This is a genomic window from Streptomyces sp. NBC_00299, from assembly GCF_036173045.1.
GTDB lineage: Bacteria > Actinomycetota > Actinomycetes > Streptomycetales > Streptomycetaceae > Streptomyces > Streptomyces machairae.
In genome coordinates this window covers 2346110-2369965 of record NZ_CP108039.1, presented here as the reverse complement: position 1 = coordinate 2369965, position 23856 = coordinate 2346110, and the positions used below count along the sequence as shown (strand labels likewise).

22 protein-coding genes and 1 pseudogene are annotated in these 23856 nt (G+C 70.6%); 10 read left to right on the top strand and 13 right to left on the bottom strand.

Features of this window, described 5'->3' with window-relative positions; all coding sequences use genetic code 11:
• The first annotated feature begins 107 nt into the window (after positions 1 to 107).
• Both OHT51_RS10260 and OHT51_RS10255 read left to right on the top strand, forming a co-directional pair.
• On the top strand, positions 108 to 1298 hold the full coding sequence (locus OHT51_RS10260; RefSeq protein ID WP_328878608.1) for an acyl-CoA dehydrogenase family protein: 1191 nt from the start codon (positions 108 to 110) through the stop codon (positions 1296 to 1298).
• Positions 1295 to 1693 carry a RidA family protein gene (locus OHT51_RS10255; RefSeq protein WP_328878607.1) on the top strand — a complete coding sequence of 133 codons (399 nt, stop codon included), beginning with the start codon at positions 1295 to 1297 and terminating at the stop codon, positions 1691 to 1693. Before OHT51_RS10260 ends, OHT51_RS10255 begins: the two co-directional genes overlap by 4 nt.
• Before the next feature lie 7 nt (positions 1694 to 1700).
• On the opposite strand, the gene OHT51_RS10250 is transcribed toward OHT51_RS10255, so the two are convergent.
• Positions 1701 to 1895 carry a DUF5999 family protein gene (locus OHT51_RS10250; RefSeq protein WP_328878606.1) on the bottom strand — a complete coding sequence of 65 codons (195 nt, stop codon included), beginning with the start codon at positions 1893 to 1895 and terminating at the stop codon, positions 1701 to 1703.
• A gap of 237 nt (positions 1896 to 2132) precedes the next feature.
• Between OHT51_RS10250 and OHT51_RS10245 the strand changes: the two genes are divergently transcribed.
• Positions 2133 to 2594 (top strand): DUF6299 family protein, encoded by a 462-nt coding sequence (locus OHT51_RS10245; RefSeq protein WP_328878605.1) that lies wholly within the window; start codon positions 2133 to 2135, stop codon positions 2592 to 2594.
• Between the two features lie 74 nt (positions 2595 to 2668).
• Here OHT51_RS10245 and dmpG read toward each other — a convergent pair whose 3' ends face one another.
• From dmpG to OHT51_RS10230, 3 genes are read right to left on the bottom strand one after another with little or no spacing between them, the layout of a single operon-like run.
• Entirely contained in the window at positions 2669 to 3676 is a 1008-nt protein-coding gene (gene dmpG / locus OHT51_RS10240; protein ID WP_328878604.1) for a 4-hydroxy-2-oxovalerate aldolase, read from the bottom strand.
• Positions 3673 to 4614, bottom strand: coding sequence for an acetaldehyde dehydrogenase (acetylating) (locus OHT51_RS10235; protein WP_328878603.1), 942 nt, complete (start codon positions 4612 to 4614; stop codon positions 3673 to 3675). The genes dmpG and OHT51_RS10235 overlap by 4 nt, the downstream gene beginning before the upstream one ends.
• The gene (locus tag OHT51_RS10230) at positions 4611 to 5465 is read right to left on the bottom strand and encodes a 2-keto-4-pentenoate hydratase (RefSeq protein ID WP_328878602.1); all 855 of its coding nucleotides are present in this window, start codon (positions 5463 to 5465) and stop codon (positions 4611 to 4613) included. The genes OHT51_RS10235 and OHT51_RS10230 overlap by 4 nt, the downstream gene beginning before the upstream one ends.
• A gap of 146 nt (positions 5466 to 5611) precedes the next feature.
• Here OHT51_RS10230 and OHT51_RS10225 point away from each other — a divergent pair, with 146 nt between their 5' ends.
• Together OHT51_RS10225 and OHT51_RS10220 are read left to right on the top strand one after the other, a co-directional pair.
• Positions 5612 to 6334, top strand: coding sequence for an IclR family transcriptional regulator (locus tag OHT51_RS10225; RefSeq protein ID WP_328884296.1), 723 nt, complete (start codon positions 5612 to 5614; stop codon positions 6332 to 6334).
• A gap of 67 nt (positions 6335 to 6401) precedes the next feature.
• A complete protein-coding gene (locus tag OHT51_RS10220) occupies positions 6402 to 8540 on the top strand; it encodes an ATP-binding SpoIIE family protein phosphatase (RefSeq protein WP_328878601.1) in 2139 nt (712 codons plus the stop codon).
• A 200-nt stretch (positions 8541 to 8740) separates the two neighbouring features.
• On the opposite strand, the pseudogene OHT51_RS10215 reads toward OHT51_RS10220, so the two are convergent.
• The 3 genes and pseudogenes from OHT51_RS10215 to OHT51_RS10205 form a co-directional block, all read right to left on the bottom strand.
• Positions 8741 to 9607, bottom strand: a pseudogene (locus tag OHT51_RS10215) (amidohydrolase family protein); the annotation flags it as partial.
• 159 nt (positions 9608 to 9766) lie between these two features.
• Positions 9767 to 10555, bottom strand: a complete 789-nt coding sequence (locus OHT51_RS10210) for a 2-keto-4-pentenoate hydratase (protein ID WP_328878600.1) — start codon at positions 10553 to 10555, stop codon at positions 9767 to 9769.
• Complete coding sequence (locus OHT51_RS10205) at positions 10552 to 10797, bottom strand: hypothetical protein (RefSeq protein ID WP_328878599.1); 246 nt, start codon at positions 10795 to 10797, stop codon at positions 10552 to 10554. Before OHT51_RS10205 ends, OHT51_RS10210 begins: the two co-directional genes overlap by 4 nt.
• Positions 10798 to 11045: 248 nt before the next feature.
• Here OHT51_RS10205 and OHT51_RS10200 point away from each other — a divergent pair, with 248 nt between their 5' ends.
• The 3 genes from OHT51_RS10200 to OHT51_RS10190 are packed head-to-tail and all read left to right on the top strand — an operon-like array spanning position 11046 to position 14316.
• Positions 11046 to 12689, top strand: a complete 1644-nt coding sequence (locus OHT51_RS10200; protein ID WP_328878598.1) for a bifunctional 3-(3-hydroxy-phenyl)propionate/3-hydroxycinnamic acid hydroxylase — start codon at positions 11046 to 11048, stop codon at positions 12687 to 12689.
• A complete protein-coding gene (locus OHT51_RS10195; RefSeq protein WP_328878597.1) occupies positions 12686 to 13558 on the top strand; it encodes an alpha/beta fold hydrolase in 873 nt (290 codons plus the stop codon). The genes OHT51_RS10200 and OHT51_RS10195 overlap by 4 nt, the downstream gene beginning before the upstream one ends.
• Positions 13555 to 14316, top strand: coding sequence for an extradiol ring-cleavage dioxygenase (locus OHT51_RS10190; protein WP_328878596.1), 762 nt, complete (start codon positions 13555 to 13557; stop codon positions 14314 to 14316). The genes OHT51_RS10195 and OHT51_RS10190 overlap by 4 nt, the downstream gene beginning before the upstream one ends.
• A 132-nt stretch (positions 14317 to 14448) precedes the next feature.
• Here OHT51_RS10190 and OHT51_RS10185 read toward each other — a convergent pair whose 3' ends face one another.
• Positions 14449 to 15135 (bottom strand): hypothetical protein, encoded by a 687-nt coding sequence (locus OHT51_RS10185; RefSeq protein ID WP_328878595.1) that lies wholly within the window; start codon positions 15133 to 15135, stop codon positions 14449 to 14451.
• 13 nt (positions 15136 to 15148) lie between these two features.
• Positions 15149 to 15547, bottom strand: coding sequence for a hypothetical protein (locus OHT51_RS10180; RefSeq protein ID WP_328878594.1), 399 nt, complete (start codon positions 15545 to 15547; stop codon positions 15149 to 15151).
• Between the two features lie 111 nt (positions 15548 to 15658).
• On the opposite strand from OHT51_RS10180, the gene OHT51_RS10175 reads away from it, so the two are divergent.
• Both OHT51_RS10175 and OHT51_RS10170 read left to right on the top strand, forming a co-directional pair.
• Positions 15659 to 16537, top strand: a complete 879-nt coding sequence (locus tag OHT51_RS10175) for a hypothetical protein (RefSeq protein ID WP_328878593.1) — start codon at positions 15659 to 15661, stop codon at positions 16535 to 16537.
• Positions 16538 to 16899: 362 nt separating this feature from the next.
• Entirely contained in the window at positions 16900 to 18201 is a 1302-nt protein-coding gene (locus OHT51_RS10170; RefSeq protein WP_328878592.1) for a hypothetical protein, read from the top strand.
• A 36-nt stretch (positions 18202 to 18237) separates the two neighbouring features.
• Here OHT51_RS10170 and OHT51_RS10165 read toward each other — a convergent pair whose 3' ends face one another.
• The 4 genes from OHT51_RS10165 to argG all read right to left on the bottom strand — a co-directional run bounded on the left by OHT51_RS10165 (position 18238) and on the right by argG (position 23610).
• Positions 18238 to 19683, bottom strand: coding sequence for a hypothetical protein (locus OHT51_RS10165; protein WP_328878591.1), 1446 nt, complete (start codon positions 19681 to 19683; stop codon positions 18238 to 18240).
• Positions 19684 to 20185: 502 nt separating this feature from the next.
• A complete protein-coding gene (locus tag OHT51_RS10160) occupies positions 20186 to 21715 on the bottom strand; it encodes a helix-turn-helix domain-containing protein (protein WP_328878590.1) in 1530 nt (509 codons plus the stop codon).
• Positions 21716 to 21780: 65 nt separating this feature from the next.
• Positions 21781 to 21978, bottom strand: a complete 198-nt coding sequence (locus tag OHT51_RS10155) for a DUF4236 domain-containing protein (protein WP_328878589.1) — start codon at positions 21976 to 21978, stop codon at positions 21781 to 21783.
• Between the two features lie 186 nt (positions 21979 to 22164).
• Complete coding sequence (argG, locus tag OHT51_RS10150) at positions 22165 to 23610, bottom strand: argininosuccinate synthase (RefSeq protein WP_328878588.1); 1446 nt, start codon at positions 23608 to 23610, stop codon at positions 22165 to 22167.
• Between the last annotated feature and the right edge of the window lie 246 nt (positions 23611 to 23856).

Sequence of the window (23856 nt, the reverse complement as noted above, 5' to 3'; positions counted from 1 at the left end):
GTGAGCGGGTCCCAGCACAGGGAGCGTATCGTGTTGGTGACGACAGTCAATGGTGCGCGATATCGTCGGGAGGGTCCGTCGAGTACGGCCCCGCAGGGAGGTCGGCAATGCCCGCATTCTCGCTCGATCCGGCGCAAACCGCCTGGTGTGCCGAGCTGCGCACCCTGGCCGACGACCGGCTGCGCCCGCTCGCCGAGAAAGGTGAACCCGGGCACGTCAACCGCCCGCTGGTCGCCGAGCTCGGCCAACTGGGGCTGCTGCGGCGGCTGTTCACCGCCGGTGCGGTCGACTTGTGCCTGATGCGGGAATCCCTCGCGTACGCCTGCACGGAGGCGGAGACCGCACTCGCCCTCCAGGGCCTGGGCGCGCATCCCGTCCACGCCCACGGCACCCCGGCCCAGCGGGAGCGCTGGCTGCCCCGGGTGGCCGAGGGCAGCGCGGTGGCGGCCTTCGCGCTGAGCGAGCCGGGCGCCGGGTCGGACGCGGCGGCGCTGGAGCTGCGGGCGGAACGGGACACCTCGCGGCCGGGAGGACCGGGGGAGACACTTGCCGCCTCGGTCGCCGCCGAAGCCGACGGCCCCGCCCGCTGGCGCCTCACCGGTGAGAAGTGCTGGATCTCCAACGCCCCCGAGGCCGACTTCTACACCGTCTTCGCCCGCACCACCCCCGACGCCGGTGCCCGTGGCGTCACCGCCTTCCTGGTCCCCGCCGACCGGCCCGGCCTCACCGGAGCGGGCCTGGACATGCTGTCCCCGCACCCCATCGGCGCCCTCGACTTCGACGCCGTCCCCGTCACCGCCGACGACGTCCTGGGCGAGCCCGACCGCGGCTTCAGGGTCGCGATGGGCACCCTCAACCTCTTCCGGCCGAGCGTCGGTGCCTTCGCCGTCGGCATGGCCCGGGCGGCCCTGGACGCCACCCTCATCCACACCGCCCAACGAGACGCGTTCGGCGGCAAGTTGAAGGACCTCCAGACGGTCGCCCATCAGGTCGCCGAGATGGCCCTGCGCATCGAGGCGGCCCGTCTCATGGTGTACGCGGCGGCGACGGCGTACGACGAAGGCGCCCCGGACGTCCCGAAGCGGGCCGCGATGGCGAAGCTGCTCGCGACGGAGACGGCGCAGTATGTCGTCGACAAGGCGGTCCAGTTGCACGGTGCGCGTGCCCTGCGCCGCGGTCATCTGCTGGAGCACCTCTACCGCGAGGTGCGTGCCCCGCGCGTGTACGAAGGCGCCAGCGAGGTCCAACGCGGCATCATCGCCAAGGAGTTGTACACGAACATGGAGGCCGGTCAGTGACTACCGAGCGGGTCAACCCGCCCGACCTGTCCCCGCCCACCGGCTTCTCCCACGCGGTCGTCGCCACCGGATCCCGGGTCGTGTTCCTGGCCGGGCAGACCGCGCTCGACACCGACGGCAAGGTGGTGGGCAAGACGCTGCCGGAGCAGTTCGAGCGGGCGCTCACCAATCTGCTGGCCGCGCTGGCGGCGGCCGGCGGCAACCCGGCCGACCTCGCGCGGGTCACCGTCTACGCCACCGACGTCGCGGCCTATCGCGCCCAGGTCGCCGAACTCGGCCGCATCTGGCGGCAGTTGGCGGGGCGGGACTACCCGGCGATGGCGGTCGTCCAGGTCGTACGCCTCTGGGACGAAGAGGCCATGGTGGAGCTGGACGGGTTCGCGGTACTGCCGTAGGCCGTGCTCACGCGGCCATCACGAGCCGCTCGGCCGGCACCCGCTGCGGGGCGACGACGCGGCCGTCGGGCAGCAGCTCACCGCTGTCGTCGAAGACGATGGCGCCGTCACACAGAAGACTCCAGCCCTGCTCGGGGCGGGCGGCCACCACATGTGCGGTGCGGTCGTCGGAGGAAGGGCACGAAGGCTGGTAGGAACACATGGCGCACCTCCACGTCGGGCGGACGAACCGTATGCGTCGTCCATATGGGTAGACCATGCTCCCGTCGCGAACTCATCGGAACGGGCCGCTGTGAACCGTGACAACACGCGGACAACTCTCTGACCGATCCACGAAGGTCGCAGCGGACTCGCCACCGAAGGGGTGACGGTCACGCCCACGGGCACACCCGCCGGGTACCAGTGGAAGCCCCCACTCCGCCCACCGGGAGGTCATCCCATGCCCCTGCGCCCCGCTCTCGCCACCGCCGCCGGCGCCGCCCTGTTCCTGCTGCTCGCCGCGCCCTCGGCGCCCGCCGACTCCGACGCCCCCACCGAGCCCGAGGAGACCGTCAGCGTCGGCACCAAGACCCCCATGGCCGCGGACGGCACCATCACCGTCTCCGGCACCTACCGCTGCATCGACAGCACCGGACCCACGTTCGTGAGCGCCTCCATCGGACAGAAGGACTCCACCACCCGGTACGCCATCGGCGGCACCCTCGCCGAGTGTGACGGCAAGCAGCACCGCTGGGAGAACAAGAGCAAGGCCCCCGCGGACGCCACCCTCAAGCACGGCAAGGCGAACGTCGAGGTCACCGTCGTGGAGCTGCGCCCCGTGGACGGCCTGGGCGGGCTGCCCCTGCCGCACTTCCACGCGGTGGTGAAGAAGGACATCACGCTGTCGAAGCCCAAGGCGTGACGGCTGCGCGGCCTCCCGTCGCCACCATTGACCGCGCCCCTTCCGGCCGACCGGAAGGGGCGCGGTCGCGTCGCTCAGGCGCGGGCGACCAGGTCCAGCGCGATGTCGGTGATCATGTCCTCCTGGCCGCCGACCATGCCGCGCCGGCCGGCCTCGACGAGGATGCTGCGAGTGTCCAGACCGTGGCGGGCGGCAGCGGTCTCGGCGTGCCGCAGGAAGCTGGAGTACACGCCCGCGTAGCCGAGGCTGAGGGTCTCGCGGTCCACCCGCACCTCGCGGTCCTGAAGGGGGCGTACGAGATCGTCGGCCGCGTCCATCAGGGGGAACAGGTCGCAGCCGTGGTCCCAGCCCATCAGGTCGGCGACCGCGACGAACGCCTCCAACGGGCAGTTGCCGGCGCCCGCCCCCTGCCCCGCGAGCGAGGCGTCCACCCGGGTCACGCCGCTCTCGACGGCGACGACGGTGTTGGCGACGCCGAGTGCGAGGTTGTGGTGGGCGTGGATGCCCAGCTCGGTGGCCGGGTCGAGGACGTCGCGGTAGGCGTGGAAGCGGTCGCGGACGCCGTCCATGGTGAGGCGGCCGCCGGAGTCGGTGACGTAGACGCAGTGGGCGCCGTAGGACTCCATCAGCTTGGCCTGGCGGGCCAGTTCGGCCGGTTCGGTCATGTGGGACATCATCAGGAACCCGGCGACATCCATGCCCAACTCCCGCGCGGCGGCGATGTGTTGTGCGGAGATGTCGGCCTCGGTGCAGTGCGTGGCGACGCGGACGCTGCGGACGCCCAGGGCGTGCGCCTGCCTGAGGTCGTGCAGCGTGCCGATGCCGGGCAGCAGCAGAGTGGTGGGCACCGCGTGCTGCGCGGCGTCCACCACGGCCTCGATCCACTCCCAGTCGGTGTGGGCGCCGACGCCGTAGTTGATGCTGGAGCCGGCGAGGCCGTCGCCGTGGGCGATCTCGATCGCGGCGACCCCGGCGGCGTCCAGCGCGGCGGCGATGGAGCGGGCCTGGTGGACGGTGTAGCGGTGCCGGACGGCGTGCATGCCGTCCCGCAGGGTCACGTCCTGGACGTACAGCCGGGTCATCGGGAGGCCACCTCCGTGGCGTGGGGGAGGGCGGCCATGCGTTCCGCGGTGCGCAGCGCGGCCGAGGTCATGATGTCGAGGTTCCCGGCGTAGGCCGGGAGGTAGTGCGCGGCGCCCTCGACCTCCAGGAAGACGGACACCTTCAGGGCCTCGCCCGCGCCGGGGACGAGAGTGCGCAGCGGGTCGTCGGACGGCACCCGCTCGAACTGCACCTTCTGCTTGAGCCGGTAGCCGGGCACGTACGCCTGCACCCGCCCGGCCATCTCCTCGACCGACGCGGTGACCGCCTCCGTCGCGCAGTCGGAGACCAGGCAGTGCACGGTGTCCCGCATGATCAGGGGCGGTTCGGCCGGGTTGAGCACGATGATCGCCTTGCCGTGCGCGGCACCGCCGACCCGCTCGATGGCGGAGGAGGTCGTCTCGGTGAACTCGTCGATGTTGGCCCGGGTTCCGGGACCGGCCGAGCGGGAGGCGATGGACGCGACGATCTCGCCGTAGTGGACCGGCGTGACGGCGCCCACGGCGGCGACGATCGGGATGGTGGCCTGGCCGCCGCAGGTGACCATGTTGACGTTCGGGGCGTCGAGGTGGGCGTCGCCGTTGACCGGCGGCACGACGTACGGACCGAGCGCGGCCGGGGTGAGATCGACCAGGGTGCGGCCGAGCGGGCGCGGTACGTCGTCGTGGTGACGGTGGGCGCCGGCCGAGGTCGCGTCGAAGACGATCTCCACATCGGCGAACTCGTCCAGCGCGACGAGCCCTTCGACGCCGTCGTGGGTCGTGGCGACCTTCAGCCGGCAGGCGCGGGCCAAGCCGTCGGAGGCCGGGTCGATGCCGGCAAGTGCGGCGATCTCCAGCGACTCCGAGAGCCGCAGAATCTTGATCATGAGGTCGGTACCGATGTTGCCGGACCCGATGACGGCGACCTTGGTGCTCACAGCTCGCCCCCCTCGTGCGCGACCCCGGCTTCGGGCGCGAAGCCGACCCGCACGGAACCCAGCCCGTGTACATGGGCCTCGAACACGTCGCCCGGCGCGGCGGGCGACATCGGGCCCAGCGCACCGGTCAGCACCAGGTCGCCCGCGCGCAGCGGATCGCCCCGTTCGGCGAGCGCGCAGGCCAGCCACACGGCCGCGTTGAGGGGACTGCCGAGACAGTCGGCGCCGGTGCCCTCGGACACGGTCTCGCCGCCCCGCGTCATGGTCATCGTCACCGTCCGCAGATCGACGGCGGTGAGCGGCACGGGAGTTGCGCCGAGGACGTACAGGCCGCAGGAGGCGTTGTCGGCGACGGTGTCGACCAGGGAGATGTCCCAGCCCCGCACCCGGCTGTCGACGATCTCCAGCGCGGGCAGCGCGAAGTCGACCGCGCGCAGGAAATCGACGACCGTGCACGCGGGGTGCGGCAGGTCGCGCCCGAGGACGAGCGCCACCTCGGCCTCCACCTTCGGCTGGAGCAGCCGCCCGGCGGGCACCTCACCGCCGTCCGGTACGGCCATGTCCGCGAAGAGCGCACCGAAGTCGGGCCGGTCCACACCGAGTTGGCGCTGCACGGCCGCGGAGGTCAGGCCGATCTTGCGGCCGACGATCCGGCGGCCGGCGTCCAGCCCGCGCCGCACGTTCAGCTGCTGCACGGCGTACGCGGTCTCCAGATCCGCGCCGGCGTCGAACAGGTCACGCACCGGAGCACAGGCGGTCCCGGTGCGGGCGGCCTCCGCAAGCAGGTCGGCGGCCTTGACCACGGCCGGCGGGGCGGCGTCCGGACGGACACCGTCGGGTGGGGTCGACACGGGATACCTCCGGGGAAGGTGCAGCGGCGGGCGAGCGGATGGGAAGGAGCCGGTTGGCGCCGATGGCGGTTCGACACCGATATAGACACGCCCCGCCGCGAGGGGACAAACTTTGTTCCGTGACACGGAACAGCGCGGGCGGCAGCATGCTGGAGAAGGCCGCGACCATCTTGGAGTGCTTCAGTCCGAGCGGCGGCCCGTACCGCCTGTCGGAACTTTCGGAGCGCACCGGCCTGCCCAAGCCCACGGTGCACCGGCTGGCCGCGGACCTCGTCCGGCTGGGCTGGCTGGAGCGCTCGGGGCCCCAGTACCGGCTCGGGGCGAAGCTGTTCGAGCTCGGCTCGCTGGTGCCGCACCGGCTCGATCTGCGCGAGGCGGCCCTGCCGTTCCTGCAGGACCTGTTCGAGGCCACCCGCGAGACCGTCCACCTCGGGGTGCGGGACGGCATGGACGTCGTCTACCTCGAACGCATCCACGGCCACGAGGCCCTCCAGCTGCCCTCCCGCATCGGCGGCAGCCTGCCGCTGACCTGCACCGGTGTCGGCAAGGCCCTGCTGGCCTTCTCCGGCGCCGAGCTGACCGAGGAGGTGCTGTCCCGGCCGCTGCCGAGCCTCACACCGCACTCCCTCACCGATCCGAACCGGCTGCGCATGGCCCTGGAGAAGATCCAGGTCTCCGGCCTGGCCTACGAGGAGCAGGAGGCCGCCCTCGGCGTTGCCTGCATCGCGGCTCCCGTCTTCGCCGGCGGCACCGCTGTCGCCGCCCTCTCGGTGGCGGTGCCGCGCTCCCGTTTCAGCCCCGCCCAGTTGGCGCCCGCCGTACGGACCGCGGCGCTGGGGCTGTCCCGGGTGCTGCGCGAGGGCGGCTGACAAACGGCCGGCGCCCCTCCCGCCGTACGGACTGAGGCGCCCGCGTGAGCGGCGTACCGTCGACTGTGTGGAGCCCACGGCCGGCGGTCTTGTGTCGCGCGCGGCGCGCGAGCTCAGTTCGCGAGCGGACGAGCTCACCACCGACGTGCAGCGGCGCCTGCTGCGCGAACTCCCCGCGCTGTGGGACGACCCGGACGTGGCCCGGATGGCCGGTGAGAATGTCGCCGAGCACATCGGCGCGGCCCTGTTCGGCCTGGAGCACGCCATCGAGGCGAGGCTGATCGAGCTGCCGCCCGCCGACCTGGAACGCGCGCAGATACTGGCCCGGCACGGCATACCGCTCAGCGCGATGCTCCGCGCCTTCCGGCTGGCGGAGGAGATCGTCCTCGACCGGCTGCTCGCGGAGCTGCCCCGGCTGAGTGACGACGCCAAGCAGGTCAGCGAGGCGGCCCGGCAGCTGAACGCGATGTCGACGATGTACGTGGACCGGGTCTCCGAACAGGGCGTCGTCGCGTTCCAGGAGGAGCGGGACCGGCGGCTGCGGTGGCGATCGGCGATGGTGAACGAGGCGGGCATGCGCATCGGCACCACCCTCGACATCGCCCGCACCGCACAGGAGCTGGCGGATCTCGCCACCGACCACTTCGCCGACGTCGTCACCGTCGACCTGCTCGACACCGTGCTTCGAGGCGAGGACGTCGCGGAGGGCCCGCCGGTGCTGCGCCGGATGGCCCGGGGACCGGCGGACGGTCCCGACCCGCAGGATGCGATCGCACCGCAGCAGCTCCACATCCCGGCGGACGGCTCGCCGTCGGCGCAGGCCCTGGCCAGTGGGCGTCCCTCCCGGCACCAGCACGGCAGGGGCCGGGGCGTCCCGCGAGCCCACTCGTCCCTCGCCGTCCCGCTGCGCGCCCGCGGCACCACGCTGGGCGTCGCCGAGTTCCACCGCCTCGCCAACCCCGCCCGCTACGACGACGAGGACCTGCTCCTCGCCCAGGAGATCGCCGCGAGGGCCGCCGTCGCCGTCGACAACGCCCGCCGCTACACCCACGCCCGCGCCACCGCCGTCACCCTCCAGCGCAGCCTGCTTCCGCAGGAGGTGCCCCAGCAGTCGGCCGTGGACGTCGCCTACCGGTACCTGCCGGCCGGCTCCGGCGCCGGCGTGGGCGGCGACTGGTACGACGTCATTCCGCTGTCCGGCGCCCGGGTGGCCCTCGTGGTCGGCGACGTGGTCGGCCACGGCATCCGTGCCGCCGCCACGATGGGCCGGCTGCGGACCGCCGTACGCACCCTGGCCGACATCGATCTGCCGCCCGACGAACTCCTCACCCACCTGAACGACGTCGTCGTGCGCGTGGCCACCGAGGCGTGCACGGACCCGGATGCCGAGCCCGGCGCCGACGTCGGCGGAGACAACGGCGCCACCTGCCTCTACGCCGTCTACGACCCCGTCTCCCGCCGCTGCACCCTGGCCCGCGCGGGGGATGTGCCCCCGGCCGTGCTGGTCCGGGACGGCACGGCGGAGCTGCTGGATCCGCCGCCAGGCCCGCCGCTCGGACGGGGCGGACTGCCCTTCGAGACGGTGGAGGTCGACCTGCCCGAGGGCAGCCTGCTCGCCCTGTACACCGACGGTCTGATCGGGGCCCCCGACCACGACGCCGACGCGGGGCTCACCGCGCTGCGACAGATCCTCGCCCGGTCGGCGTCCTCCTTGGAAGCGGCCTGCGACACCGTGCTGGAAGCACTGCGGCCCGGCCGGGGCGACGACGACATCGCCTTGCTCCTCGCCCGCACCCGCGCGCTCGGGGCCGACCGGGTCGCCACCTGGGACCTGGAAGCCGACCCGGCGGTGGTGGCCAGGGCCCGTTCGGACGTCTCCCGCCAACTGGCCGCCTGGGGCCTGGAGAACCTCGAGTTCACCGCCGAACTGGTGGTCAGCGAACTCGTCACCAACGCCATCCGCTACGGCCGTTCCCCGATCAGCCTGCGCCTCATCCACGACCGCACCCTCCTGTGCGAGGTCTCCGACGCCAGCAGCACCACCCCACACCTGCGCCGGGCCCGCGTCCTCGACGAGGGTGGGCGGGGCTTGCTGCTGGTCGCGCAGCTCGCCGGGCAGTGGGGGACGCGGCACGCCCGGCGCGGCAAGACGGTCTGGGCCGAGCTGGACGACTCGGCCGAGTTCCCGGCCCTGGCCTTCGGGTAGGCGGGCGGCTGCCGGGCGCTCAGTCGGTTCCGGGCTGGACCAGCTTGAAGACGAGGCGGGCGGCGGCCCGCCGGGCGGACCGGCGCAGGCGTGCCGGGGGGGCGGGGTGCGGTTGGGGAGGGGGGACCGCCCGCCAGGCGGGGGAACAGGGCCTCGGCGTTGGTGCGGTTGATCGCGGTGAGGGTGCCAGGATCGACGCCGGCGTCGAGGCCGCTCGCGAAGTACTGGCCCGCCGGGGTGGGCGCGAACGGCCAGTCGCTGCCGAACAGGACGTGCCCGGGGCGCGCGAACGCCAGCAGGGTGGGCAGGGCGGCGGGGCTGGAGGACAGCGCGGTGTCGAAGTAGAAGCCGCGGAAGTCGTCCAGGAGGTCGAGGGGGCTGCGCCCGATGTCACTGGCGAGGGCGACGGCCATGCGGTGGGAGGCGTACGGCAGGAAGCCGCCGCCATGGCTCAGCACGAACCGGATGTTCGGGTGGCGGCGCGGGATGCCGTTGCGTACCAGGAGGTAGGCGGCGCGGGTGGTGTCGAGGAGGAAGTCGGCGGCGAACGGGGGGATGCCGTCGACCGGTGGGGCGGGCAGGTCGGCCGGGTGGACGAACACGACGGCGCCGTGCTCGTCGAGGACCCGCCACAGGGGGTCCTGGCCGTCGGCGCCGAGGTAGGCGCCCTGGCTGTTGGCGAGCAGGGTGACCCCGTCGGCGCCGAGCTCGGCGAGAGCCCGCTCGGCCTCCTGCGCCGCCGCCTCGACGTCGGGCATGGGCAGAGTGGCGAACCAGCCGAGGCGGGCGGGGTGTTCGGCGGCGACGGCGGCGGAGAAGTCGTTGAGCCTTCGGGCCAGGCCGGCCGCCTCGTCCGGGTCGCCGAGGAAGCCGGTGCCGGGGGTCGAGACGGAGAGGATCGCCGTCTCGGTGCCCAGCAGATCCATCGCCTCCAGCGCGGCTTCGGCGCTCCAGTCGGGCAGGGCACGGCCGCCCGCCTCGGTGATACCGGCCTTGGCGAGGGCGTCGCGGTAGAGGGGCGGGACGAGGTGCTGATGGACGTCGATCCGGCGGGGTGCGGTGGTCATGGGGCGGCTCTCTCGGCTTTCTCGGGTTTCTCGGATTTCAGGGCTTTCAGGGTTTCGTGGTTTTCGTGGGTTTCTTGGGTTGCTCGGGTTTCTCGGGGAGCGGGTCCATTTGGTAGGCCTGGACGCATTCCTCGGCCGTCGGAGGAAGTTCAACGGGCGTCACACGAAGGTCACCGACACCGGCCCCAGGACGTCGAAGCGCGCCTCGGCCTTCTGGCCGGCCCTGACGAAGGGGGCCTGGGCCATGGCGCCGGACAGCACGACGTGGCCGGGCTCCAGAGCGGAGCCGAACGCGGCGAGCGTGTTGGCCAGCCAGGCGACCGCGGCCGCGGGGTGGCCCAGCACCTCGCGCCCGCTGCCCGACCCGGCCGGCTCACCGTCCACGATCAGGTCGGCGGTGACGGAGGCAAGGTCGGGCGCGTCCCGGACCGGGATCCAGGGGCCGCAGACGAGGCCGGCGCAGGAGGCGTTGTCGGCGACCGTGTCGACGAGGGTGATCCGCCAGTCCCGGATCCGGCTGTCGACGATCTCCAGGGCGGGCGCGACGGCGTCGGTCGCCCTGAGCACGTCCTCGACCGTGACGCCGGGTCCGGACAGCCGCTCGCCGAGGTGGAAGCAGATCTCCGGTTCGATCCGGGGTCGGCAGTAGTGCGCCGCGAAGACCGGGGCGCCGTCACGGTGGACCATGTCGTCCAGCAGATGCCCGAAGTCGGGTTCGTCGACGCCGAGGAGCCCCCGCATGGCCGGGGACGTCAGGCCGACCTTGTGCCCGATGACCGTCGCCCCGTCGGCCAGCCGCCAGGAGACGTTGTCGCGCTGGACGGCGTAGGCGTCGGTCAGGTCGAGGGCGGGCAGCAGGGCCGACAGCGGGTCGATTGGCACCGCGCGGTGCTCCGCCTCCCGCAGCAGCCGGGCGGTCTCCTCGCGCTGGACGTAGGTCAGGCTCATCCCTTGCTCCTCCCTGCCATGCGGACCGCCGCGTCGTGGACGAGCCGCGCGTGCAGCTCGAACATCGCCACCAGGTCGACACAGTCACCGCCACCCACCTCGCGCTCCACGAACTGCCCGTCGGTACCGGCCACGGCGTATGTCGTCAGGGTGCGGAAGGCTTCCTCGTCCAGGGCCGGGAAGAGGATGCCGATCACGTCCGATATCCGCTGCCGGGAGAGATCGCGGACCTGGAGGAACACCGTCCGCCCCCGGCGCTCGGCAGGCCGTCGCGACAGCGGCGTCGAGGATGCGCTGCCGCGACTCCAATCCGTTCGCACGCTTCTTCCGCGCCGTCTGAGGCCCGGTGTGCGGCCTGGTGATGGGAGACGCCCTTCCCTTCGTGCCGGCCCTTGACCGACCCGGACGCCGAGCTTACCGTAGCGGCCATTCCAATTGGAGTGAACGCTACAACAAAGAGCCGCAACAGGGACGACAGTGAGGTGGCCTGGTGAGTGGGATCAGTGCCGGGAGCAGGGCCGAGGACGAAGCCGAGGACAGAGCCGACCAGGACACGTACGACGTGGCGGTGATCGGGTACGGGCCGACGGGGGTGACCGCGGCGAACCTGCTGGGCGCGGCCGGCCTGCGGGTCGTCGTGCTGGAGCGCGACGCCGAGATCTACGCCCGGGCCCGGGCGATCTCGACCGACGAGGAGGTCCTGCGGATCTGGCAGCGCGCCGGCCTGGCCGAGCGGCTGAAGCTGGACATGCTCGCCGACCGGCCGCTGGACTTCGTCGACGCGCGGGGCCGTACGATCCTCAGCGCGCACCCCACCCCGCGCGGGCACGGTCACCCGCCGCAGATGTTCCTCTACCAGCCCGCGCTGGAGCAGGTCCTGCGCGACGGTGTCGACCGCTACCCCAACGTCGAGGTGCTGCTGCGGCACGAGTGCCTGCGGCTGCGTCCGACCGCGGACGGCGCCGGGGTGGAACTGACGGTGGCCGGGACGGCCGACGACTCCGTAGGGCGGCTGCGCGCCAGGTACGTCATCGCGGCCGACGGCGGCTCCAGCCTCACGCGCGCACAGCTCAACGTGGGCTACGAGGGGCGGACGTACGAGGACCGCTGGGTCGTCATCGACACGAAGATGATCGAACCGTGGCCGGACCACGACCGGCTGCGCTTCCGCTGCGACGCGGGCCGCCCGGCGGTGGACTGTCCGACTCCGCTGGGGCACCACCGGTGGGAGTTCCCGATCCTGCCGGGCGACGACGAGGAGTACCTGACCAGCGACGAGGCGATTCACGCGCTGGTGTCCCGGTACGGGATCGGCGAGCACCAGATCAAGATCCTGCGGGCCACCGTCTACAGCCACCACGTCCGCTTCGCCGCCCGCTTCCGGGTGGGCCGGGTCTTCCTCGCCGGTGACGCGGCCCACGCGATGCCGCCGTGGATCGGCCAGGGCATGGCCGCCGGAGTGCGTGACGTGGCCAACCTGTGCTGGAAGCTCGACGCCGTGCTGCGCGGAGAGTTGCCCGAATCAGTGCTCGACAGCTACGAGGCGGAGCGCAAGCCGCACGTCAAGGAGATCACGAAGCGGGCGGTGTTCGTCGGCCGGATCATCACCGAACGGCGGCTCGCCGTCACCGGGGTCCGGGACGCCGTACTTCCGTTCCTGAACCGCGTCCCCGGCTTCGCCCGCCTGCTGCAGGACTCCAACTGGATCCCCGCCGCCCACTACGCCGAGGGCCTGCAGGCCCGCCCCCGCACCAGGGCCGCCGGGCACCAGATACCCCAGCCCTGGGTGACCGGCCCGGACGGCACCCGGGTCCGCCTGGACGACGTACTCGCCGGACGCTGGCTGCTCCTGCACGCCGAACCGCCCACCCCGCAGCCCGCGTGGGACCGCTGCGGCGTCCCCTCCCTGACCGTCCTGCCGGCCGGCTCACGTCCGGCGCCGGGCGTGGTCGTCGACGACGAGGGCGTGCTGCTGCCCTGGATGACCGGGCGCCGCGCCACCACCCTCGCCCTGCGCCCCGACGCCTACGTCTACGCCGCCGCCCCCTCGGCCGCCCAACTCCCGCCGCCCCCAGCCGGGTTCGCACCGGCAACGCGCATGGCCACCTCGACCGCCACCCAAGGAACGCCATGACCACTCACACCGCGCCCCCGCCGATGCGGGAACGGCTGCTCGACGTCCACGGCAGGAAGATCTTCGTCGCGGAGACCGGCGAAGGACCGCCCGTTCTGCTGCTGCACGGCGGCGGCCCCGGTGCCTCGGGTGTCTCCAACTACACCCGCAACATCGCCGCGCTGGCCAGGGAGTACCGGGTCGTCGTCCCCGACCTGCCCGGCTACGGCCGCAGCACCAAGGGCGTGGACGGCGCCGACCCGTTCGGGCACCTCGCCGCCGGCATCCGCGGCCTGCTCGACGAACTCGGCCTGGACAAGGCCCACCTGGTCGGCAACTCCTACGGCGGCGCCTGCGCGCTGCGCCTCGCCCTGGACACACCCGACCGGGTCGACCGCCTGGTGCTGATGGGCCCCGGCGGCATCGGCACCACCCGCGCCCTGCCGACCCCCGGTCTGAGCAGCCTCCTCAGCTACTACGCCGGGGACGGCCCTTCGCGCCTGAAACTGGAGCGGTTCATCCGCACCTACCTCGTCTTCAACGCCGCCGACGTCCCGGACTCCGTCATCGACGCCCGCTACGAGGCGAGCATCGACCCCGAGGTGATCGCGGCGCCGCCGCTGCGGCGGCCGTCCGGCCCGAACGCGCTGCGCACGCTGTGGAGGATGGACTTCACCCGCGACGCCCGCCTGTCCCGGCTGCCCGTGCCGACCTTGGTGCTCTGGGGCGCCGCCGACAAGGTCAACCGGCCCTCGGGCGGCCGGATGCTGGCCGACCGCATGCCCGACTGCGACCTGTACGAGGTCGCCAACACCGGGCACTGGGTGCAGTTCGAGCGGGCCGAGCTGTTCAACCGGATCTGCGCCGACTTCCTGGCCGGCCGGCGATGACCACGTATCAGGGGCGTGACGCCCCGTCCGTCTTCGGCGCGGTCCACCTCGGCTACCTCGTCCTCGAGACCAACCGGTTCGCCGACTGGCGCCGCTTCGGCACCGACGCCATCGGCATGCACCTCGACGACCTGGACACCGGCCTGATGCGCTTCCGTATCGACGACCACGAGTGCCGCTTCCTGCTGCGCCGGGGCCCCGCCGAGGACGTCGTCGCCATCGGCTGGCACCTCGACGACCACACCACCTTCGAGCAGATCGAGGCCCGCGTCCGCGCTCACGGCGTCCCTGTCGCTGAGGGCACCGCCGAGGAGGCGAGGCTGCGCGGCGTCGAACGGCTCCTGCGCTTCCCCGGCCCCAAGGGCATCACCCAGGAGATCTACACCACCCCGGTTCTGTCCCCGGAACCACTGCGGATGCTCGCGTCCGGCTGGGTAACGGGCGACTCGGGCATGGGCCATGTCGCCATCACCTCGACCCGGCCGACCGTGATGCGCGGCTACTTCAACACCGTCTTCGACTTCTCCTACTACGCCCGCACCCCCTCGGGCTTCGAGTGGGAGGTCGGCTGGAACCCCGTCGTCATCGACGAGACCACCTGGCAGCCCACCACCCACCAGGGCATCAGCATCTGGGGCCACACCCCGGTCGGCCGAACGATCGTCGACAAACTCGCCCAGTTCCGCCTCGGCGCCCGCTCCCTGGCCCACCCGGAGCACACCGTTCCAGGCCTCAGCGGCACCGGTCCGGACGACTGACCATGGGCATCGGGCACGCCCGAGCAGTGTCGTGCGCTCGCCGTGCCCATGCCGCGCAACCCAGTACTACCAGCGCTTGCGCCAGCTCGCCCTTCTCGTATCCAGGGCTTCCTCCGCGCCAAATGACGGCGTCTAGGGCGCCGCCGACGGCGTGGCCCGCACTGTGCTGCTTTCCGCGACCAACTTGCCCTGGGTGAAGTGCCAGGCGCTGTCCGCCAGGCCCGTGGGGCAGCAGTTGGCGTCCGCGGTGCCGTAGAACGTCTCGGTGGTCGTGATGCTGCCGCGGGTGATCTTTTCGACGCGAATGTAGTTGGGCGGCTCGCCGAGTCGTGGCTGTTGGGTTGTGAGAGTGCCGATGAGACGGAGTCGTCCGGCGGCTCCGTCAAACACCATGACGCCCATGGCTCGTTGGCCCGCGGCGGTCGAGTCGTGGTTGGAGCAGAGCACCGGCAGGGCAGCTTCCCAGCGGCCGTCGCCTGTGAGGTCCCCATAGACCACTTCGTCGGTGAAGGCGCTGACGTCCTGGGGCATGTTCGGCTCGGGTCCGTCGAAGGTCGATGGCACGTTGGTCGCCGTGCCGTCGCGCAGGCTGATGGAGCCTTGGTGACGGCACAGGCCACCAGGAATGGCAGTGTTGCGCCAGTCGAGTACTTCCAGGTCGAGCGGCTTGCTCCCGGGCTTCGCGGAGGTGCCTTCGTGCTGCGTCGGGGTACCGTCATCCGCTCTGTACAGCCACCAGGCTCCGACGGCGAGCAGGACGATCACCGTGGCGATCGTCGCGGCGAGCACCGGTCCGCGCTGCTTGGATCCGTTCGTCATGGGCTGGCCGGCCTCAGTGAGAAGAGGAAGGAGGCGGCGACGGAAGGGTATTGGTGTGCACGTCGCGCCCACTTTGGATCACAGGGCCATGGACCGTGCTGCCGCTGACGCTGTTGTGCACGTCTCCCTGAGCGGTGGCCGCCGCCCTCGCCTGGCTGGTCCACTGTTGCAACCGTTCGCGGAAGTCCGCGTCCAGGGCGGCCCGAACCGCCAGCGCGGTGCTCAGTGCATGAGCGCGATCCGCGTTCGCGGGGTCGTCGGCCAGCGCGCTCAATTCGCTTTCGCCCGTGCTCGCGAAGGAGCCGTCCGGCAGCGTCGGAGCGGGGCGCCGCACCAGAGCTGTCAGTCCTGTCCACACTTGGCGGCCGATCTCGCCACCCGCGCCGCCGGCGAGAGCGAGCAGCAGTCCCACGGACACCGGATCCATTCGAACACCCCCTGAAGTGGCTTGGTCACCACGAGTAGACAGCGTAGGGCGCGCTCTGGTTCCATCGGAGCGAAACGGGGGCATCGGGGGCGAACGATGGCGCATCAGGCGGAGAGCCGCGACGGCACACGCAACACGGCCGACAACTCCGAAATCCACGGGCCCGTCACCCAAGCCGGCAACGACATCAATCAAGTCGGCAGCATCAGCTACTTCATTCGCAGCGGTTTACGAAGAGTCGAAGTCGTCGGCACGGTGTTGTTGACGGCCCTCGTGATCACTGCGGGGCTGTTGATTGCGGGAAGGCTCGACGACGACCGGTCCGCAGCAGGCAACGCCAAGTCCGCGCCGGGCAAACCCGTGGCCGATGCGGACGTGACCGCCTGGGGGTGCGGGGAGTCAGCGGTCGTCCCCGGGCTGAAGGTGGGCCTGCAGGGCATGGCGCCGTTGCCGTCGTTCCCTCAGGGCGGGATTCGGGCCTCTGGCAGCAGCATCAGCATCGTTCTGCAGGGCAGCAGCGACCAAGAGCTGCTGCTCACCGGCGCACAGGCCGAGATCGTTGCCCGGCATCGCCCCGCCCGCGGCGCGCAGGTGGTCAACCCGTGCGGCTCCGATGCTCCCATGCGCCTCTTCACCGTCGATCTCGACCGGGACGCACCTGAGCTCAAGGCGGTTCCGGACGACAGAACCGAGTCGGGCGCACGCGAGTTCAAGAGCTGGCCCTACGCGGTCAAGCACGGCGACGCGGAATTTTTCGTCGTCCGCCCCCAGTCCACCAAGTACGACACTGAATTCCGCCTGGTCGTCTTCTGGAGCAGCGGCGGACACAAGGGCCGTTTGACACTTGACGATCAAGGCAAGCCCTTCCGCGTCACCGCCACCTCCGCCGCCGACTCGACATGCGTCACCGCCCGCAAAGGGAGCGGCTACTGGCTGATGCCCGCAGATTCGCAGACCTGCCACGGAGCCGACTGATGGGGCGCCCCTCTCCGTCGTCCTCCTGCCCACGCCGAAGCGGATGGATCATGGCCGGGCTGACCGCACTGTCCGTGGTGTGCGGCGCGGCCTGCCAATCATCATCTGGCGAAGGTTCCGACGACGGCCGACCACCGTCCGCCATCCAGTGGCGCAGCGTGCCGACAACCTTGCTCCCAGCAGCCCTTCTCGACTTCCGGCCCCGCCAAGTCCTGGCCACAACGAACGAATTCGTAGTCTCCGGAGAGTCGGAGGACAGCGCCGTCCGTCTGTACGGGTCCAGGAACGGAACATCCTGGTACCGGGCGCAGCCTGGCGAAGGGATTCCCGCGTTCGTCGCCGCCTTCGAAACCTGGGTCACCTTGGCGGGCCAGGTGAGTAACGGCGGCAGCCTGGTGCCGGCCGTATGGCGGACCCAGGACGCCCGGCACTGGAAACGGCCGGAGATCCTGCCCGGTGGCGTCGCCTCGGACGAGGTCTTGGCGGTGGCACACGGCCCACGAGGGACGGTCGTGGTGGCGCACGACGGCGGCCCCTTCTCCGAGAGCGCGGAGGACGGAACATCCGCCTACCGCGGGGAGTCGCTACGGCTTTGGACGGCCAAGGCCGACGGCCCTTTTGGGCAACCGCGTGAGGTGCCCTGCCCGGCCTCCCCGACCGATGAGCCGCAGGTATCCGCAGTGGCCGACGCCGCCGGCTTCGTGGTGACGGCCGCCTGCACCAACAGATCGCAGTACACCAAGCGACTCGTCGTCACCTCACGCGACGGTGCTCAATGGGGCAGCGGACCGGACCAGTTCAAACAGCAGACAACTGTGACAGGCGCATCCGGCGAACAGGGCAGCATCCTGGTGACTCGCACGGAAAGCAGCGACGCCGACCCCGGCTATTTCCTGTCCACGCTGTGGAGCCGTACGAAGGGGGCCGACGGCTGGAAGCGCGGTCGTCCGCTCGACGTGGGACGCATCCCCGACACCGGGGTAGCGCCCCGTGAGCAGCAGAGCCTCAACGCCGTCAACGCTGTGCCCGGCGGATTCATCGCCTCGGGCCGGTCCATGGACCTGGGCCTTGGCCCGGTCGGAGCTCTGTGGACCTCGCAGGACGGCAGGCGCTGGACCAAACAAGCCACGAAGAAGAACCAGTTCGACCAGGTCTTCGATCTGTACGGGGCAGCAGGCCTTCACGGTCGGTACATCCTGTTGGGACAGGGCGATCTCCGAAAGTCGGGGGACACCGAACCCGCCCGACTGTGGCTCGGCCGCTTCGGCACCGCGCCCCCTCTACGACAGCAACGGGGGACGGCGTCCTTCACGGGCACCTGGACGTGGGGGCACGGCTCCCTGGCCATCGACAAGAAGGGGCACTTCACGTATCGCCGGCGTCTCTTCCGCGACTGCGACAGCCATCCCGCGCCGTGCGACACGGCCACCGCTTGGGGAGGCAAGGCGACCGGCACCCTCAAGTCCAGCAGCGACGACGGCACACTGCGTGGCCGGTTGAACGTCACCAACACTCCCGACGATCCCAACTACCACGAGGGCGCGACGATCGAGGTGAAGCGGATGCCGTACAGCGCCGTCTTCGTGCGGGTCGACGATCGTGATCACGGCTATTTCTGCGCCGCGGGGCCCGAGGACCCCCGCTGCATTGCCGCCCACGAATAGGCCGAGGCCGCGGGTCGGCCAAGGGGGCCCCGCCGATCAGGGTGCTTGGCTGAGGGTCGCCGGATCGTCGTTGTAGGCCAGCGGGTCGGCTTGTACGAAGGCTCCCTGGGCCGGAGACGCGGCACCTCCCACATACAGGGCCCGGTAGGCGGAGTAGGGGCGGGAGTCGGAGTGCTTGGCGAGCGCGGTGAGACGGAAGGCCGGGCTTCCCTGCTCGGGAATGGTTCGCGTGACGGCCTGCTTGCTGCCGGGCACCACGACGCGCAGCCGGAACACATACTCACAGTCCTGGCGGCGGGTGCTGACGAACAGGCTGAGCGTTTCGGCCTCGCCGGGCTTGAGGGTGATGGCGCGCCGGGAGAAGTAATCCTCCCCGTCCTCGTCCCTGGCGACAGGCTGCGGCAGGTCCAGGTCGAACAGGAAGGTGATGTTCTCGTCCTCGCCGGAACCGCCGACGGGTGCATAGAAGAGGGTTCCGCCGCCTGCCGGGGCACGGCAGTTGCGCTTGTCCACGTCGATCCGGGTGATCCGTACGGTCTTGTCCGCCGCGCCGCTCAGGGTCACGTTGACCAGGGAGTTCTCCGCCCAGACACCTTTTTGCTTGGTGAACCATGACGTGAAGGACTCAACGTGGCCGGCGCCGCCCTGCCAGTACTTGTCATGGTTGATCTCCTCCAACTGGGCCGGCGCCAAGTCGAGCCGGAGGGGCAGGACGAAGCTTCCCGCCCCCTCAGCGCGGGCCACATCGTCGATGGAGACCGGGTCGTCAGGTTCGTCCGTCGTCGGAAGCAGGCGCCACGTCAGCAGGGCTGCCACACCCAGGACAACCGCGACAGCACCCGCCACAACAGCCTTTTGGTGGCCGGCCAGTCTCGCCAATGGTGTGGGCCGCCGTAAGGTCGGCCGTGCGGTCGCCGTTGAGAATGCGGGAACGCCGTCGGGTTCGAACGCGGTGGGATCGGATTGATTCTGCTCCCGGCCGCCGGAGTCGGACCGTACGGGCTCGCCTGGTACCTGTGGCGTGGACTCAATGTAGTCGTACAGCTTGAACCAGAATTCCGTCAGAAGGCGCGCCTTGTGCTCCCTACGGCGGATGGTGTTCGCCTGTACGGGAGGTTCCAGCCAGCTCCCTGCCAGACCTTGGCGTACTTCTTTGCTGTCTGCGGGGCGAGTTGACTGCGCCTTCGGCTGCTTGGGTCCCCATGTCACCAAGCCGAGCAGCGCACCAATGGCGAGGGTATTGCGTGCGGCGGAATCCTCAGGGGCTTCCTCGTACGCGGCTTGCGCGTCATCGATGATTTCGCGCAGCAGGTTGTGAAACGCGCGTGCGCGGTTGGCGGGTGTGTCGTTCGTGGGAACCCGGGCGGCTGGTAACCAGTCGAGCAGACTCGAGCAGGTTTCGATGACGGACCACATTGCTCGTTTATCGATGAGGCGCTCGAGTTCCTTCATGCGTTCCGTGTCGATGTCGGCTGAAGACAAGGACCCCCCATTCATCGCGCCCTGTTGGGAGGCTAGCGCAGCGGACGGGGCTCGACACCGAAAAGCGGCGAAGGTACGTCAACGCTCTGCCGAGCGTCTGCCACTGCGCTGCCATTGCACCTGTTTTTGCAGGTCAGTGGTATGTCAGAAACCCGCCAGTGTGCTGCCGATGGGTGTGGGCCGCCGGCCGCAGTCTGGATGCAGGTCGGTGCTCGGGGCAGAGCACCGAGGAAACCAGGCTCGTGCGGAGGCACCCATGCAGCACTTGGAATACTTTCAGACCGTGGCCCCAATCGTCGTCGGATACAGCCTCGGCCGCGTTCACCAGTGGTCACGGACATGGCGGACCACGCCGCTCCGGGAGCGGTTGGAAAAGGCTGTGGATGCGTTCCGCAAGACCCAGTAGCACTTTCGCGGACCGTCTGCCAGCGAGTGACCAGACCCGCCGCACCACCGGTATAGAGGTGGTGCGGCGGGTCTACTCATTCAGGACACCAGCGACTCAGATGTCCCGGAAGATCTCGATCTGCGCCCCAATGGAGTTCAGCCGCTCCGCGAGGTCCTCGTAACCGCGGTTGATGACATAGACGTTGCGCAGCACGGACGTGCCCTCGGCCGCCATCATCGCCAGCAGCACGACCACGGCGGGTCGCAGGGCGGGCGGGCACATCATCTCGGCGGCGCGCCAGCGGGTCGGGCCCTCGACCAGGACGCGGTGCGGGTCCAGCAACTGCAGCCGGCCGCCGAGGCGGTTGAGGTCCGTCAGATAGATCGCGCGGTTGTCGTAGACCCAGTCGTGGATCAGCGTCTTGCCCTGCGCGGCGGCGGCGATGGCCGCGAAGAACGGGACGTTGTCGATGTTCAGGCCCGGGAACGGCATCGGGTGGATCTTGTCGATCGGCGCCTCCAGCTTGGAGGGCCGGACGGTGAGGTCCACCAGCCGGGTACGGCCGTTGTCCGCGAAGTACTCGGGCGTACGGTCGTGGTCGAGCCCCATCTCCTCCAGGACCGCCAGCTCGATCTCCAGGAACTCGATCGGCACCCGGCACACCGTCAGCTCCGACTCGGTGACCACGGCGGCGGCCAGCAGGCTCATCGCCTCGACCGGGTCCTCGGAGGGGGAGTAGTCGACGTCCACGTCGATGTTCGGTACGCCGTGGACCGTCAGCGTCGTCGTGCCGATGCCCTCGACCCGGACGCCGAGCGTCTCCAGGAAGAAGCAGAGGTCCTGGACCATGTAGTTGGAGGAGGCGTTGCGGATCACCGTGACGCCGTCGTGCCGCGCGGCGGCCAGCAGGGCGTTCTCGGTCACGGTGTCGCCGCGCTCGGTCAGCACGATCGGCCGGTCGGGACGTACGCCACGGTCCACCACGGCGTGGTACTGCCCCTCGGTCGCCGCGACGTCCAGGCCGAACCGGCGCAGCGCGATCATGTGCGGCTCGATGGTCCGCGTGCCGAGGTCGCAGCCGCCGGCGTACGGCAGCTTGAAGTGGCTCATGCGGTGCAGCAGCGGGCCGAGGAACATGATGATGGAGCGGGTGCGCACGGCCGCCTCGGCGTCGATGGCGCCCATGTCCAGCTCGGCCGGCGGCACGATCTCCAGGTCGACGCCGTCGTTGATCCAACGGGTGCGCACACCGATGGAGTTGAGCACCTCCAGAAGGCGGTACACCTCCTCGATGCGGGCGACCCGGCGCAGCACTGTGCGCCCCTTGTTGAGCAGCGAGGCGCACAGCAGGGCCACGCAGGCGTTCTTGCTGGTCTTGACATCGATGGAACCCGACAGCCGACGTCCGCCGACGACCCTCAGATGCATCGGACCCGCGTAGCCCAGCGACACGATCTCGCTGTCCAGGGCTTCACCGATTCGGGCGATCATCTCAAGGCTGATGTTCTGGTTGCCGCGCTCGATGCGATTGACGGCGCTCTGGGAAGTGCCGAGCGCCTCAGCCAGCTGCGTCTGTGTCCAGCCCCGATGTTGCCGGGCGTCACGGATGAGCCTGCCGATGCGTACGAGGTAGTCGTCTGCCATGAGGTTGAGGCTATCTCAGATATGAGATGGCACCTTCCAAGGGGGGCCATTCGGGTGACGAGCCGTCAACGCCTCCTGGCGCTACGGGTGCGACGCCACCCGAAAGGTCCGGGCAAATCCATCGATGTCGTACGACGTCCGGTGCTGCTGTGTGTGCGGCGCGGCCCGTGCTTGCCACCGGTGGTGATGGACCAGGAGTGCCGGTTGATGTTCAGCCGCACTCCGGGCAGGATCCGGAAACTCTTACGGAATGTGAGGGGCATGGACGCCTCCCGTCGGGGTCGTGATGCGTACCTCTCGGTTACCCCGACTTGGCGAACTGATGGCATGTCGGGAAGAGCCGGGCGAAGGAAGAGCCGGATGCGGGAAGAGCGGGGCAGCGAAAAGGCCGGCTGGGCGCACACAGCGCCCAGCCGGCCTTCCCGGTGGTCCGTCTCCCTCGTGCTCGATCAGTCCGTGCCGGACTCCATCGCGGCGCGGTCCAGCAGCGCGTCCTCCTCGGAGACCTCGCCGCGCGAGGCGATGGCCTCGGCGCCGCCCTCCGGCATGCTGCCGATCAGACCGGTCGCGGCCGCCTGGGCGGCGCCGACGGCGGGGCTGCCGGTGCCGATCAGGCCGATCCCGGCGTACTGCTCCAGCTTGGCGCGCGAGTCGGCGATGTCGAGGTTGCGCATGGTGAGCTGGCCGATCCGGTCCACCGGGCCGAACGCGGAGTCCTCGGTGCGCTCCATGGACAGCTTGTCCGGGTGGTAGCTGAAGGCCGGGCCGGTGGTGTCGAGGATCGAGTAGTCCTCGCCGCGCCGCAGGCGGAGGGTGACCTCGCCGGTGACGGCCGCGCCGACCCACCGCTGCAGCGACTCGCGGATCATCAGCGCCTGCGGGTCCAGCCAGCGGCCCTCGTACATGAGGCGGCCGAGGCGCCGGCCCTCGTTGTGGTACTGGGCGAGGGTGTCCTCGTTGTGGATCGCGTTGACCAGGCGCTCGTACGCGGCGTGCAGCAGGGCCATGCCGGGCGCCTCGTAGATGCCGCGGCTCTTGGCCTCGATGATCCGGTTCTCGATCTGGTCCGACATGCCCAGGCCGTGCCGGCCGCCGATCGCGTTGGCCTCCATCACCAGGTCGACGGGGGAGGCGAACTCCTTGCCGTTGACGGTGACCGGGCGGCCCTGCTCGAAGCCGATCGTCACGTCCTCGGCGGCGATCTCGACCGACGGGTCCCAGAACCGCACACCCATGATGGGCTGGACGGTCTCGATGCCGGTGTCCAGGTGCTCCAGCGTCTTGGCCTCGTGGGTGGCGCCCCAGATGTTGGCGTCGGTGGAGTAGGCCTTCTCCGTGCTGTCGCGGTAGGGCAGCTGGTGCGCGACCAGCCACTCCGACATCTCCTTGCGGCCGCCGAGTTCGGTCACGAAGTCCGCGTCGAGCCAGGGCTTGTAGATCCGCAGGTTCGGGTTGGCGAGCAGGCCGTAGCGGTAGAACCGCTCGATGTCGTTGCCCTTGAAGGTCGAGCCGTCCCCCCAGATCTGGACGTCGTCCTCGAGCATCGCGCGCACGAGCAGGGTGCCGGTGACCGCGCGGCCGAGCGGCGTGGTGTTGAAGTACGCCCGTCCGCCCGAGCGGATGTGGAACGCGCCGCAGGTCAGCGCGGCCAGCCCCTCCTCGACCAGCGCCGCGCGGCAGTCGACCAGGCGCGCCACCTCGGCGCCGTAGGTCTTCGCACGGCCGGGCACCGAGGCGATGTCGGGCTCGTCGTACTGGCCGATGTCGGCGGTGTAGGTGCACGGGACGGCGCCCTTGTCGCGCATCCAGGCGACCGCGACCGAAGTGTCGAGGCCGCCGGAGAAGGCGATGCCGACGCGCTCGCCGGTGGGGAGGGAGGTGAGGACCTTGCTCATAGGAAGAGTATGCATCATCGCGCATGTTCATGCAATGGGGGCCTGTGGAACCCAGGGAAATCCAAGGAAAGGAGGCATGCCGAAGCCCGGGCATGACCATCTCGGCCCCATGTACTAGAGTTATCTCGACATCGAGATATCTGCCGAGGTGCACCGCAGCCGCGCGGCGCCACCGGTCTGACGGTAAGGGTTACCTAACTTAGCCTTACCTTAGCGGATCGGCCAAGTAGCCGTGGCGGCAGGATC

Excerpts from the sequence above, each read along its gene's own strand:
- OHT51_RS10155 (WP_328878589.1), bottom strand. The coding sequence starts at position 21,978 with ATGCCCCTCACATTCCGTAAGAGTTTCCGGATCCTGCCCGGAGTGCGG.
- OHT51_RS10160 (WP_328878590.1), bottom strand. The coding sequence starts at position 21,715 with ATGGCAGACGACTACCTCGTACGCATCGGCAGGCTCATCCGTGACGCC.
- OHT51_RS10175 (WP_328878593.1), top strand. The coding sequence starts at position 15,659 with ATGGCGCATCAGGCGGAGAGCCGCGACGGCACACGCAACACGGCCGAC.
- OHT51_RS10225 (WP_328884296.1), top strand. The coding sequence starts at position 5,612 with ATGCTGGAGAAGGCCGCGACCATCTTGGAGTGCTTCAGTCCGAGCGGC.
- argG (WP_328878588.1), bottom strand. The coding sequence starts at position 23,610 with ATGAGCAAGGTCCTCACCTCCCTCCCCACCGGCGAGCGCGTCGGCATC.
- OHT51_RS10210 (WP_328878600.1), bottom strand. The coding sequence starts at position 10,555 with ATGAGCCTGACCTACGTCCAGCGCGAGGAGACCGCCCGGCTGCTGCGG.
- OHT51_RS10195 (WP_328878597.1), top strand. The coding sequence starts at position 12,686 with ATGACCACTCACACCGCGCCCCCGCCGATGCGGGAACGGCTGCTCGAC.
- OHT51_RS10190 (WP_328878596.1), top strand. The coding sequence starts at position 13,555 with ATGACCACGTATCAGGGGCGTGACGCCCCGTCCGTCTTCGGCGCGGTC.
- dmpG (WP_328878604.1), bottom strand. The coding sequence starts at position 3,676 with ATGACCCGGCTGTACGTCCAGGACGTGACCCTGCGGGACGGCATGCAC.
- OHT51_RS10250 (WP_328878606.1), bottom strand. The coding sequence starts at position 1,895 with ATGTGTTCCTACCAGCCTTCGTGCCCTTCCTCCGACGACCGCACCGCA.
- OHT51_RS10260 (WP_328878608.1), top strand. The coding sequence starts at position 108 with ATGCCCGCATTCTCGCTCGATCCGGCGCAAACCGCCTGGTGTGCCGAG.
- OHT51_RS10245 (WP_328878605.1), top strand. The coding sequence starts at position 2,133 with ATGCCCCTGCGCCCCGCTCTCGCCACCGCCGCCGGCGCCGCCCTGTTC.
- OHT51_RS10185 (WP_328878595.1), bottom strand. The coding sequence starts at position 15,135 with ATGACGAACGGATCCAAGCAGCGCGGACCGGTGCTCGCCGCGACGATC.